This is a genomic window from Lysinibacillus sp. NPDC056185, assembly GCF_047737915.1.
Classification (GTDB): Bacteria; Bacillota; Bacilli; order Bacillales_A; family Planococcaceae; genus Lysinibacillus.
This window is the reverse complement of sequence record NZ_JBLLLQ010000015.1, coordinates 57,564-70,815: the sequence shown is the minus strand read 5'-3', so window position 1 is coordinate 70,815 and position 13,252 is coordinate 57,564. Positions and strand designations below refer to the sequence as shown.

General features: G+C 39.0%; 13 protein-coding genes. 3 read left to right on the top strand and 10 right to left on the bottom strand.

From position 1 onward, the window contains the following. Positions 1 to 89 precede the first annotated feature (89 nt). From ispD to ACMZ42_RS15290, 8 genes are all read right to left on the bottom strand, one after another. Positions 90 to 785 carry a 2-C-methyl-D-erythritol 4-phosphate cytidylyltransferase gene (gene ispD / locus ACMZ42_RS15325; RefSeq protein ID WP_370077969.1) on the bottom strand — a complete coding sequence of 232 codons (696 nt, stop codon included), beginning with the start codon at positions 783 to 785 and terminating at the stop codon, positions 90 to 92. Positions 786 to 797: 12 nt separating this feature from the next. Further along, positions 798 to 1,883 carry a PIN/TRAM domain-containing protein gene (locus ACMZ42_RS15320; RefSeq protein WP_415731958.1) on the bottom strand — a complete coding sequence of 362 codons (1,086 nt, stop codon included), beginning with the start codon at positions 1,881 to 1,883 and terminating at the stop codon, positions 798 to 800. Between the two features lie 454 nt (positions 1,884 to 2,337). Further along, on the bottom strand, positions 2,338 to 3,714 hold the full coding sequence (radA, locus tag ACMZ42_RS15315) for a DNA repair protein RadA (RefSeq protein WP_415731957.1): 1,377 nt from the start codon (positions 3,712 to 3,714) through the stop codon (positions 2,338 to 2,340). A 142-nt stretch (positions 3,715 to 3,856) separates the two neighbouring features. Beyond that, the gene (locus ACMZ42_RS15310) at positions 3,857 to 6,301 is read right to left on the bottom strand and encodes an ATP-dependent Clp protease ATP-binding subunit (protein WP_370077763.1); all 2,445 of its coding nucleotides are present in this window, start codon (positions 6,299 to 6,301) and stop codon (positions 3,857 to 3,859) included. After that, entirely contained in the window at positions 6,291 to 7,400 is a 1,110-nt protein-coding gene (locus ACMZ42_RS15305; protein WP_403005824.1) for a protein arginine kinase, read from the bottom strand. Before ACMZ42_RS15305 ends, ACMZ42_RS15310 begins: the two co-directional genes overlap by 11 nt. Next, positions 7,397 to 7,945, bottom strand: a complete 549-nt coding sequence (locus tag ACMZ42_RS15300) for a UvrB/UvrC motif-containing protein (RefSeq protein ID WP_415731956.1) — start codon at positions 7,943 to 7,945, stop codon at positions 7,397 to 7,399. Before ACMZ42_RS15300 ends, ACMZ42_RS15305 begins: the two co-directional genes overlap by 4 nt. Before the next feature lie 14 nt (positions 7,946 to 7,959). Then, on the bottom strand, positions 7,960 to 8,430 hold the full coding sequence (locus ACMZ42_RS15295) for a CtsR family transcriptional regulator (RefSeq protein WP_049662772.1): 471 nt from the start codon (positions 8,428 to 8,430) through the stop codon (positions 7,960 to 7,962). A 203-nt stretch (positions 8,431 to 8,633) separates the two neighbouring features. Next, entirely contained in the window at positions 8,634 to 8,939 is a 306-nt protein-coding gene (locus tag ACMZ42_RS15290) for a DUF4870 domain-containing protein (RefSeq protein WP_370077769.1), read from the bottom strand. Positions 8,940 to 9,060: 121 nt separating this feature from the next. On the opposite strand from ACMZ42_RS15290, the gene ACMZ42_RS15285 reads away from it, so the two are divergent. Further along, entirely contained in the window at positions 9,061 to 9,747 is a 687-nt protein-coding gene (locus tag ACMZ42_RS15285) for a class I SAM-dependent methyltransferase (protein ID WP_370077771.1), read from the top strand. Positions 9,748 to 9,796: 49 nt separating this feature from the next. Next, positions 9,797 to 10,756, top strand: a complete 960-nt coding sequence (gene corA / locus ACMZ42_RS15280; RefSeq protein ID WP_370077773.1) for a magnesium/cobalt transporter CorA — start codon at positions 9,797 to 9,799, stop codon at positions 10,754 to 10,756. Between the two features lie 129 nt (positions 10,757 to 10,885). Here the strand turns inward: corA and ACMZ42_RS15275 are convergent, their stop codons facing one another. Then, entirely contained in the window at positions 10,886 to 11,095 is a 210-nt protein-coding gene (locus ACMZ42_RS15275) for a hypothetical protein (protein WP_370077775.1), read from the bottom strand. A gap of 296 nt (positions 11,096 to 11,391) precedes the next feature. Here ACMZ42_RS15275 and ACMZ42_RS15270 point away from each other — a divergent pair, with 296 nt between their 5' ends. After that, a complete protein-coding gene (locus tag ACMZ42_RS15270) occupies positions 11,392 to 12,702 on the top strand; it encodes a protoglobin domain-containing protein (RefSeq protein WP_415731955.1) in 1,311 nt (436 codons plus the stop codon). Between the two features lie 48 nt (positions 12,703 to 12,750). On the opposite strand, the gene ACMZ42_RS15265 is transcribed toward ACMZ42_RS15270, so the two are convergent. Continuing rightward, on the bottom strand, positions 12,751 to 13,230 hold the full coding sequence (locus tag ACMZ42_RS15265; protein WP_053482846.1) for an acyl-CoA thioesterase: 480 nt from the start codon (positions 13,228 to 13,230) through the stop codon (positions 12,751 to 12,753). Between the last annotated feature and the right edge of the window lie 22 nt (positions 13,231 to 13,252).

Below are 13,252 nucleotides of genomic sequence, written 5' to 3'. Positions count from 1 at the left end.
TCCCATAAGAAGTTATAGTGCTACTTCTTTACGGGATTTTGTATAGCTGCTCTAGCCGCTACCATTTTAATTTACCTAATATATCTCACTCAACTATTCTCATACAAAGCACGTTTACGCAATATCGCTTCACCGAAAACTAGATCCTCTTGCGTTGTCATCTTTACGTTCTCGTAGCTGCTTTCTACAATATGCACCTCATGGCCGAGACGTTCAACAAGCATTGCTTCATCGGTTCCAAGGAAGCCTACCTTCTCAGCGACATCCTCCGCCTCGACAATCAAATCAAATTGAAATGCTTGTGGCGTTTGAATCATCCATAAGCTTTCTCGATCAATTGTCTCTTCAATAATACCATTGCGTACTTTTTTCATTGTATCCTTCGCACGAACTCCCGCAATCGCAGCGCCAAATCCATGCGCACTTTGTACAAGATTCGCAATAATATCATGCGTAATAAATGGACGCGCAGCATCATGCACAAGCACAATATCAACCTGCTTCATTTCTTTCATGCACGAATGGACGGAATGCTGTCGCTCTGCACCACCATCAGGTAAACCTTTAACTTTAGTAATTCCATACCTCTCTAGCATTTCTTGAATAAATACACGCTCTTCAGGCTTCACTGCAAGCCAAATACCTGTACACTGGCTATCCTGTTCAAATACCTCCAGCGTGTGTATGAGGATCGGTTTTTCTAAAAGATTTAAAAACAACTTATTTTGCCCTGCACCCATTCGCTTTCCGCTTCCCGCAGCAGGCAACACTACTTCATATTGCACATTTCCCACTTCCTAGTCATCCTTTGGTTTAGCAAAAATCATACGACCTGCTGATGTTTGAAGAACACTTGTTACGGTTACTGTAATTGCCTGTCCTATATAGCTACGTCCACCTTCAACAACGATCATTGTGCCGTCATCTAAATAGGCAACCCCTTGATTATGCTCTTTGCCATCTTTAATGACCATCACTTGCATATCCTCACCTGGAATTACGACAGGCTTTACTGCATTGGCTAAATCATTGATGTTCAGCACTTTAACGTGGTGGAGCTCACAAACTTTGTTCAGGTTAAAGTCGTTCGTCACAATTTGTGTATCGTGCCCCATTTTCTTTGCAAGGCGTACTAGTTTTAAGTCAACCTCTTGCACATCCTCAAAGTCCTCTTCCGAAATCTGTACCTTCGTCATACGTTCATCTTGTAATTTCTTCAAAATATCTAAGCCGCGACGACCTCTTGTACGCTTTAATGTATCCGAAGAATCAGCAATATGCTGAAGCTCAGTAAGGACAAATTGAGGTACAACTAGAGTACCTTCTATAAAGCCTGTTTCAGAAATATCTGCAATACGACCATCAATAATAACACTAGTATCTAACAGTTTATAGCTGCCTCGTACTTCTTGAGACTCTACACCTTCCGCTAATTTTTTCTTCGTATTATTACCACGTAACGTAAATAGCTGGATTAATTCATCTCGCTTTTTAAAGCCTACACGGAACCCTAAATAGCCAAGCACAAATGACAGTATAACTGGTAAAACCTTTGTAAATTTCGGTAAATCCATACTATCAATTGCAAAGCCTAAAAAATAAGCAACGATTAGCCCGATAATAAGTCCCAGTGTACCAAATAATAAATCTCCAACAGGTACTTTAAATAGCACCTCTTCCATCCAACTAATAAGCCTTACGAAATAATCCGAAAAGGCAAACGATAGTGTAAACAGTAAAAGCGCTCCTAAAGCTACTGATACGTAGGGATTATCAAGCCAAGGATTAGATGATAAATGAAGCAATTCGTATAATGGCGGTAAGAAAACAAGGCCTAATGCTCCTCCAATCAGTAAAAAAGCAATTTGAACAAATTTTTTCATAAACTGTCACCTCCCATTTTTAATATATAATTATACATAGTTTACTGTAGAAAATCTTTTATGAACCCACCAAAGCATCATTATATCTCTTCTTTTGAACAATCATTTCGATTCTAATGAAAGAGGAAACCAATTACCGAAATCCTTCACACTCAAATTAGAAACGCTTAAGCATCTGCTGGGCATTAAAGGAGCCTTTTCACAGACGTTATCTTAGACGCCGTTTCCCCTCTTAGAGTTTCCTACCTTCTATCTCTGAATTACAAAAGTTTGCAAATCAATTATGCCTCGGCATAATTGCGTCCGGAATCGGCTTTGTGCATGCACAAAGAACTCCTTGCCGATTTCCGTGACATCCGCCTTAGGCTTTAATTTATTTCAGCGGGTGTTTGTACACCCGCTGAAATAAATTAAAAGTGCATGTCAGAACATTGTCCAACATGCACAAGCTTCTTTATAGCTCTCTAAAGCAAGCAGTCAATGCATCCTTTATCGTTTCCACACCAACTATCTCAATACCTTGCGGGAAATCCCATCCACCGATATTCGAAGCCGGTATGAAGACCCGTTTAAATCCGAGCTTTGCTGCCTCAATCACACGTTGTTCAATACGAGATACACGACGCACCTCGCCTGTCAAACCTACTTCCCCAATCAAGCAGTCCGTTGCTCTGACAGCTTGATCCTTAAAACTTGAAACGATGCTTGTTAACACCGCTAAATCAATTGCAGGTTCATCAAGCTTCACGCCGCCAGCAACTTTAATATATGCATCCTGAGCCTGTAGCATGAGGCCCATTCTCTTTTCAAGAACGGCCATAAGCAGTTGTACACGGTTTTGATCGACACCTGTTGCCATTCGTTTCGGATAATTAAAGCTTGTTGGTGTTACAAGTGACTGAATTTCAACTAGAATTGGCCGTGTACCTTCCATTGAGGCTACGATTGTTGACCCTGCCGCTCCCTGTGAACGCTCCTGTAAGAACAACTCAGACGGGTTTAACACTTCCTTTAAGCCCCCCTGGAGCATTTCAAAGATAGCAATTTCATTCGTAGAGCCAAAACGGTTTTTTTGACTGCGTAAAATACGGTGATTATGATGGCGTTCTCCTTCAAAATACAATACTGTATCAACCATATGCTCCAAAATACGTGGCCCTGCAATTTGTCCCTCTTTTGTTACATGTCCAACTAAGAAAATTGCAATTCCCTTCGTTTTTGCAATCCGCATAAGTTCTGCTGTACATTCACGCACTTGTGATACACTACCAGGTGCACTCGTTACTTCCGGATGAAAAACAGTTTGAATAGAATCGACAATAACAAACTTTGGCTGCACATCGTCAATGGTCTGATTTAAAAACTCTAAATTCGTCTCAGAATAGATATACAGCTCTTGTGATACCACTCCTAAACGTTCTGCACGTAGCTTTGTTTGACGGATGGATTCCTCACCAGAAATATAGAGCACACGATGCCCTTTATTCGATAGCAATGCAGATACTTGTAATAACAACGTCGACTTCCCAATCCCAGGATCTCCCCCAATTAACACAAGAGAACCCGGCACGATGCCTCCACCTAACACTCGGTTAAGCTCACCCATTTCTGTTGCAACTCGTGATTCCTCAGCAGCTTCAATCTGCATAATAGGGAGAGCCTTTTGGGTAACCGTAGCAGAATGTTGGAATGCCCCACGTGGCCCTTTCGCGACGACCTCCACCTCTTCAACCATCTTATTCCATTCCCCACACCCTGGACATCTTCCCATCCATTTTGCAGATTCATAGCCACAGCTTGAGCATACAAATTTTGTTTTTTTCTTTGCCAAATTGCATCCACCTCGAATATTTGTTCTTATATTTATTATTGTACATAAAAAAAGACAGCTTGGCACTTAAAGCCTCGCTGTCCTTTTTAAATAAACATTTAATGGGCAGAGGGGAGATGGAGAAGCCCCCCACAGATGAAGATTATTTAGAAGTAGAAACTTCCTCTTTTTTCTTCACAACAAACTCATCATTTACGTAATCAATGATAACTTGGTTGCCCTTCTCTACATTGCCTTTCAGCAGTTCTTCCGATAATCGGTCTTCTACTTGTTTTTGCAATGAACGACGTAGTGGACGAGCACCGTATTGAGGATCGTAGCCTTCCTCAGCAATTTTCTCGAGTGCCGAATCCGTTAACTCTAACGAAATGTCTTGCTCTTTCAGACGTTTTGTTAAAGCATTCGCCATCATTGCTACGATTTCTTTTAAATGTTCTTTTTCTAGTGAGTGGAAGACAATCATTTCGTCGATACGGTTTAAGAACTCTGGACGGAATGCTTTTTTCAATTCCTCAAGCATTGTACCCTTCATATCTTTATACTTCGTATCAGTACTACCTACATTGAAACCAAGGTTTTTACGATATTTTAAAGCATCTGCACCAACGTTTGATGTCATAATAACAACTGTATTGCGGAAATCTACTACTCGACCTTTAGAATCTGTTAAACGGCCATCTTCAAGTACTTGAAGTAAGATATTGAAAACATCTGGATGAGCCTTCTCAATTTCATCTAGTAATACTACTGAATACGGTTTACGACGAACCTTTTCTGTTAGTTGACCGCCATCATCAAAGCCTACATAGCCTGGAGGTGAACCAACTAAACGTGAAGTCGAATGTTTTTCCATGTACTCAGACATATCAACGCGAATCATTGCGTCCTCATCACCAAACATAACCTCAGCTAGTGCTCTAGCAAGCTCTGTTTTACCAACCCCTGTAGGGCCTAAGAAAATAAATGAGCCAATTGGTCGTTTCGGATCTTTCAAACCAGCTCTTGCACGACGTATTGCGCGAGAAATTGCCTCTACCGCTTCTCCTTGACCTACAACTCGTTTGTGTAACTCTTCTTCAAGTTGTAATAACTTAGAAGATTCTTCTGAAGCAATTTTTGAAACTGGAATTCCAGTCCACATAGATACTACCGCTGCTACATCATCTACTGTAACTTTTGACTCGGCTTTACCCTGTTCTTCCTTCCAATTTTTTCTCGTAGTTTCAATTTCATCTTTTAGCTTTTGCTCTGTATCTCTTAATGACGCTGCTTTTTCAAATTCTTGACCTGAGACAGCAGCATTCTTTTCAGAGCGCACATTTTCAAGCTTATCTTCAAGTGCCTTTAAGTTTGGTGGCACTGCGAATGAACGTAAGCGTACTTTAGAACCCGCTTCATCGATTAAGTCAATCGCCTTATCTGGTAAGAAACGATCAGAAATATATCGATCACTCATTTTTGCTGCCGCTTCAATTGCTTCATCTGTGATTTTCACACGGTGATGTGCTTCATAACGATCACGTAAACCTTGAATAATTTGAATCGCTTCTTCTACAGTTGGCTCATCAACTTGAATTGGTTGGAAACGGCGCTCTAATGCCGCATCCTTCTCAATATATTTGCGATACTCATCTAAAGTTGTTGCACCAATACATTGAAGCTCGCCACGGGCTAAAGATGGTTTTAAAATATTCGACGCATCAATGGCACCTTCCGCACCACCTGCACCGATTAATGTATGCAATTCATCGATGAATAAAATAACATTTCCTGCTTGGCGAATTTCATCCATTACTTTTTTCAAGCGATCCTCGAATTCACCACGATATTTTGTTCCAGCAACAACTGTCCCCATATCAAGTGTCATAACACGTTTATCACGGAGAATTTCTGGCACTTCATTATTAATGATTTGCTGTGCTAAGCCTTCAGCAATAGCTGTTTTACCAACACCTGGCTCCCCAATTAATACAGGGTTATTTTTTGTACGACGTGACAGAACCTCAATAACACGTGTAATTTCTTTGCTTCGACCAATGACTGGATCTAAAGTGCCTTCACGAGCAATTTGCGTTAAATCACGCGCAAGGCTATCTAATGTTGGCGTATTGGCAGCCTGTGCAGCTTGTTGACCAGATTGAGCATTATCGTTATTGCCTAATAACAATAGCACTTGCTGACGAGCCTTATTCAATCCGACACCAGCATTATTTAATACACGGGCCGCTATACCTTCACCTTCACGAATAAGCGCTAATAGTAAATGCTCTGTGCCGATATAGGAATGACCTAATTTACGTGATTCATCAACAGATAGTTCTATTACCTTTTTAGCTCGAGGTGTGTAGTGGACAATCGGACCAACATCCTCTTTACCTTTCCCTACAAGCTCTTCAATACCTGCTTCAATCATTTGAGGACTAATATCAATGGCTTCTAATGCTTTTGCAGCAATACCGCCACCTTCACGGATAAGGCCTAATAGAATATGCTCTGTTCCAATTGATTCGTGTTTCCAATGAATTGCCTCTTCTTGTGCAAGCTGTAATACTTTTTGCGCGCGTTGTGTAAAACGATTAAACATCAAATGAATCCTCTCCTTTTCCCCGAATAATAGGCTTACTCATATTTTCTCGAGATAGTGCCTCACGAAGCATTTCCGCTCGTACGCGATCTCGCTCAGTAGGTGGCAAAACGTCACCTGCGTAATTCTGTAAAAATCCAGGTTGCATACTAACTACACATTCGTTTAATTTAGTCGCTTTAATACCTTCAATTAACTGTAAATCTACCCCTAAACGAACATTAGATAAACAGGTAGCAGCTTCCTCACTCGTTAAAATTCGAGCATGAGTTAATGTCCCTAAAGCACGGTATACACGGTCTTCTAAGGCAAGCTCTGCTTTTTCCATTAACTTACCTCTTGCATGCCTTTCTTTTTGAATTATTTTTTCAGCGACACTTTGGATATCGGCTAAAATATCATCCTCTGTTTTTCCTAGTGTAATCTGATTTGACACTTGGTAAACATTCCCTATATTTTCGCTACCCTCCCCATATATTCCTCTTACGGTCATTCCTAATCGTGTCATTGCATTAATGATTTGATTCATCTGACCCGTAAGTGTAAGGGCCGGCAGGTGCATCATGACAGATGCTCGTAAACCAGTACCAATATTTGTTGGACAACTTGTTAAATAACCAAATGTATCTCGAAATGCGTAAGGCAAAGCTTTCTCTAGGGTACGATCAATTTTATTAGCTTGCTCGTATGCCTTTTGAAGTTGAAAACTCGCTGTCATACATTGAATGCGTAAATGGTCTTCTTCGTTCACCATAATGCTAGTTGATTCGTCATCAGATAAGAGCATGGAGCCAACTCGCTCTTTTTTTGCAAGCTGAGGACTAATCAAGTGCTTTTCCACAAGTATTTGACGCTGTAAAGACGTTAAGTCTTTAATAGCAAAATATGAATAATTTTCTCGAAGTTCTGTACTATCCTTAATTGCATGTGTAACTGCCTGTTCCACCTGTAATGCTTCATCCTCTGTAAAGGCTAATGGAAAACGATAACCATCTAAATTTCGCGCAAGGCGGATGCGTGTACTTATGACAATATCTGAATAATCGTCCTCTACACTCATCCATATTGGTGTAGCACGCTCTAAAAACGACTCAATCATCACGACACATCACCACCTTCAAATTGTAGCTGCTTCTCAAGTTCCTTCGCTTCATCACGAAGCTTTGCTGCCTCTTCAAATTGTTCTTCAACTACAGCAATTTTCATACGTTTACGAATATCTTCAATTTGCTTTTTGATGACATGAACATTGTTTCGAGCACCGGGCATTTTCCCTATATGTTGAGGGCCAGCCTGAATACGGTTAAAGAGCTTCGGCAAATGCTCGCTAAAGGTGTCATAGCAGCTAGGGCATCCAAATTTACCTTCTTTTAAAAATTGTTTATAGGTAAATCCACATTGTGGGCAAGTTTGCGGTTGTGGTGGTGCCTGCTGTTTTTCACCCACTTGTTGTTGCTGCCATGTAGGGGAGCCAAACCAATTAGATAATAGCTGTTGAATAGATACTGGCTCTTGCTTAAATTCAGCATGAAATGGATGGAACTGCGAGGCGCAGACGTCACAATAATGATGCTCCACTTTTTGGCCACTTTGAACTTGTGTTACGGTAACTGTCGCATTACGCTGCTTGCAATGTTCGCATATCATTTCCATCACCTCTTTTATTTTTGCTGTTCATATTTAATCGTTGTTAGCATCGCTCGTAAAATTTTTGCTCGAATGTTATCCCGTAACGGGAGTTGCAAATCGATAGTTGAGCGATCAACTGCTGCTAACATTATTTTCGCTTCTCGCTTTGAAATTACCTGCTCATCAATTAGTCGATACACTAAATCTTCTGCCATTATTTGCGATGCCCCACCTTCTATTTGCCTGAGGACATCATCGATTAAATCAATTTGTGAATTCGCGCGGACACGTAAAATTCGAATGTATCCACCACCACCACGTTTGCTTTCAACAAGGTAACCTCGTTCGGCAGTAAATCTTGTATTGATTACATAATTTATTTGTGAGGGCACGCATTGAAATTTATCTGCGATTTCACTACGTTTTATTTCAATATGCCCTTCTCCACCTAATTCAAGTACTTGCTTTAAGTAGCCTTCTATGATGTCTGATATATTACGCATTTTAGGAATACACCTCGCTTACTCCACTGACTTTGACTATCTTTGACTTTCTTTGAGTATATTATACAAAACGCTTGAAAATAATTGCAATTAATTCGCACATAGAAAAATTAAAGTGCCCTGTCCTTAGTTATAAGATACCCGTTTCAGCAATAGAAAAAACGCAAGCATATGCAACTAGCATATACTTGCGTCTATAAAAATTATACCCATCGACCAACAATTGGATAACGCCAAGGCTCATCAGATAAAGCCTTCACAATACCAATAATTGGCGCAATAAAATACATAATACCAAATACAATCAAGAACGGTATCCCAATGAGTAGGACGCTGAAAATACCCGAAATTGTAAGTAACACTATCATCACAACTTGGAACAATAAAGCTTGCACAGAGAGACTCTTTACCTCTTCATCCGAGCCAATTAAGAAAAATATAATTGGTACTAACCATGGCGCAAAAAACGCACTTGCGTGTATGATTACCTTAGACCATTTAGTTTCCATTTATATCAACCCTTCCATTTGATTTTTTATTTTATGTACTACTATTTACGGACCTATCCCTTAAATAGTTTCAAATATAAATTGGATTTTAAAAATTTTTTTGAAAGGCATGTGATACCCGATGGAATTTAATAACAAACTTGCAAACGAATACGAAAAAGGTATTCGTCGCACGCTCCCAAGCTATGATGCAATGCTACGTTTGACACAAACCTTTTACCAATCTGCGTTACATGAAAAAGCTGAATTTTTAGTAGTTGGCTCCGGAAGCGGCAATGAAATTTTACAGCTCGCTGAGAAAAGACCTCATTGGTCATTTGTTGGCTTAGATCCGTCAGAATCGATGCTGCAAATAGCTAGTGAACGTTTAAAATCTCTACCTAATAATATTTCTTTATATCAAGGAACTATACTGGACACTCAGCTACCTACAGAGAAGTTTGATGCAGCAAGCTGTTTATTAGTGCTTCATTTCATACAAGATGATCAAGAGAAGCTTGCAACATTAAAAGAAATAGCGAATAATTTAAAGCCCGGTGCTCCATTTGTCCTCGTCTCAAAATACGGGCAACCTGGTTCCATAGAAACTGAGCTACAATTTGATCTATGGCGTGCTTATTGGCTACAACATACAAAGCTATCACCATCAGACGTAGCGGAAATGGAGAAATCCATACGTTCTCTTTCATTTATGCGTGAAGAGGACATTTTATCACTATTACAGCAGGCAGGCTTTACAAAACCATCTAGGTTCTTTGCTACGACTTTATTTGGTGGTTGGATATGTTATAAAGAAAGTTTCTTTTGAAGATATATACACCTGTTAGGATAGAATGAACAGGATTGAGGTGAATGCTGTGATACGCACAATTGGAATTACAAAAGATCAAAAGCTTATAAAGGATTTTCCGCTTGAAGATATATACAAAAACGAATTTGAATGGTACTGGGTCGATTTTAATTGTCCGACCGATGAGGAAGAACTACTGTTAGATACATTTTTCCACTTTCATCCACTCGCTATAGAAGATTGTTTAATGCGTTTACAGCGGCCAAAGCTCGATTTTTATGATGATTTTCATTTCTTTGTTATCCAAAGAGTTAACGAAGAATTAACAGCTGAGGAAGTAAACATTTTTGTTTCTAATAAATTTATTGTCACATTTCATAAAAACGGAGCTCCGGAAATAGATCGAGTACAAATGATGTTAGAAAAACAGCCAAAGAATTGGGAACGCGGCACAGTATATTTAACATACCAGGTAATCGATAAAATCGTTGATAGCTATTTCCCGCTTGTCTATAAGATTGAGGATCATTTAAATGCACTAGAAGATGAGCTTACTTATCAAAGTAACCCCAATGCTATGAAAGTTGTGTTTGAATTCCGTAGTGATTTGCTGGATCTACGACGCACCATTTTACCAATGCGCGATCTATTATATCGTATCCTTAACTCTTACCGATTTTCACTAAAGAAATCAGAGCGAGCTTATTTCGGAGATATTTACGATCATCTACTTAAACTCACCGAAATGATCGAATCCAATCGTGAGCTCACGGCGGATATGCGTGATAGTTATATGGCGATGAGCTCTAGTCGCATGAATGGCATCATGATGACCCTAACAATTGTTTCAACAATCTTTATTCCTCTGACATTTATTGCTGGTGTTTATGGAATGAATTTTGACTATATGCCAGAGCTACACGGGAAATTTAGCTACTTTATTGTACTCGGAATTATGATTCTTATCGTTTTATTTATGTTGGGAGTCTTTAAACTTAAAGGATGGTTCGGTTTATTTAAATCTTAAAATGATAGTTTATTGCTAATAACTCCTTTGGGACCAACATCACAGATCGAAGCCAAGCAATCAGCCAGCTATTCTTTTGTCGACAAGCTAAAGGCACCTTAGAGATTTTTCTAAGGTGCCTTTTTACTGTCAGTAAGGACCACGATCATCAATTTTATCTTCGCCTTGCTGTGGAAATAAAAAGTAAGCGAGTACCCCAGATACTAATGTTGCACAGACAGTAATTAATAGTTGATCTAAGTCTGGTACTTCAGCATAGTAGTTTCGTAACATGTAAACCGATCCAATTGCTACAATTACCATAACCGGAATAACAAATTTGAAACGTTTCTTTTCCATGTAATACCTCCCCAAAACTATTGTTACGTTCAACCTAAACAGTTCGTATTTTACAGGTTTCCTATTTCAAATTCAATTTACCTATTACCTTTTTAATAGTCTATTTCATGTCTTTTAATCGACAGTCATCTATAATACCTATAAAAAAATAAAGAAATAAAGTAAAATTTTAACCAAATTTACTACAAAAAATAGTAGAATAGACTAAATACCATATATTTCGAAAAATTAACAGACTACGCAATTCGATTTTTTATATACTTACTATGCATTTATAAAGAATGGAGCAAACGACAATGAGTTGGTTTACAAAAAAGAACGATTCTAGCTACTCAATTACATTAGCACCTGAAAATTATAAGCACAATGTACAATTGGATGTATCAAATCATCCAAGACTTCTAAAACAGTTGCAGCTTTTAGATTTAACAATTGAGGATTTAGCCATCATTAAACAACTACAGCCTTTAGCTAAGGATTTAGTTCCTGAAATGGTGGATCAATTTTATGCAGCCATTAGTTTGAGCCAAGATTTGTTAGATATTATAAACAGAACGTCACAAATCGATCGTTTAAAAGTTACTTTACATAAGCACTTGAGTGACATTTTTGAAAGTCATATTAATGACTCTTATATTGATGAACGGAAGGCAATCGCCGAAGTCCATGTTCGAATTGGTCTACAATCGAAGTGGTATATCGCCTCATTCCAGTCATTAACAACGACATTTACACGCTTTACAAATGAGTTAGATTTATCGAAAAATGATGCCATACGTGCTATCAATGCCTTCTGCAAAATCATTAACTTCGAGCAGCAGCTTGTAATCGAAGCCTATGAAAAAGAAGAGGAACGCATTCGAGCAGCAGCTGATGACACAAAACATGCACTTGTTACGACCATTCAAAAAACGGCAGAGGAACTCAATGGGATTAGTGAAGAAACAGCAGCTTCTTTATTAGTCATTTCTTCTCAAACGGACGATATCGCAGTAGCTACTAAGCAAGGCTTAACCTTCGTTGCTGATACACAGGAAAAATCCAGACGCGGACAGCAGCAGCTACAAGATCAAAATGATTTAATACAGGTTATTTTGCAAAGTGTAAACAGTCTCGAAGTTACGATGAACCAGTTACGCACATCTTCTCAAAAAATATCAGAGATTGTAGGGCTAGTTACAGGGATTGCCGATCAAACTAACTTATTAGCATTGAACGCTTCTATCGAGGCAGCCCGTGCAGGTGAGCATGGTAAAGGTTTTGCTGTTGTAGCAGAGGAAGTCCGGAAGCTTGCAGAAGAAACAAAAAATGCTGTACAAAATGTTTCTCATCTCATTAAAGAAACAGAAAGTAATATTACAACAATGTCGAATTCAGTTATTAACGTTGATCAAAAGATTCAACATAGCGTAGATACTCAAAACAGTTTATCTAAATCATTTAATGATATCGCCGATGCTGTTTCTGGAATTCAACAGCAGTATGTAAATACATCAAGAGATATTTCAGCAATCTCTAACCTGATTACTGAACTGTCACAAGGAGCTACACTAGTCTCTTCTTCTTCCGATTCACTTATTAATGTGGTAAATGAGTTAAAAATGTAAGCACGAAAAAGGGAAATTGACAGTATTCGTCAATTTCCCTTTTCACTGTTAATGCGGTAATTCCCGTTTTTGTTTACGATGTTCTCGTCTTGCAGGGCCGGTTTCAAACAGACGTTTTTCTGCATCTGTTTCAGGATAAATTGCAGGAACTGGCTTAGGTTTACCGTCATCATCAACTGCAACCATCGTTACAAAAGATTCCGTCGTTAATTTTTCCTCACGAGTTTCAATGTTTCGTGAAATAACCCGAACGTAAACTTCCATTGAAGAACGTCCAGTTGACGAAACAATACTTTCAATTTCTAAAATATCCCCTACATGTGCTGCCGATAAAAAATCAACCGAATCAATAGAGGCTGTAACTACATGCCCTTTCGCATGCTTCATTGCCGTAATAGCAGCAATTTCATCAATATAAGCTAACACTCTTCCACCGAAAATGGAGTTGTGATTATTTGTATCTGGCGGTAATACGAGACGCGTTTGAACAGTACGTGACTGGCCCATCGGTATTGCGTTGTTTGTCATAGTTCTTGCAACTTCCCTTCAT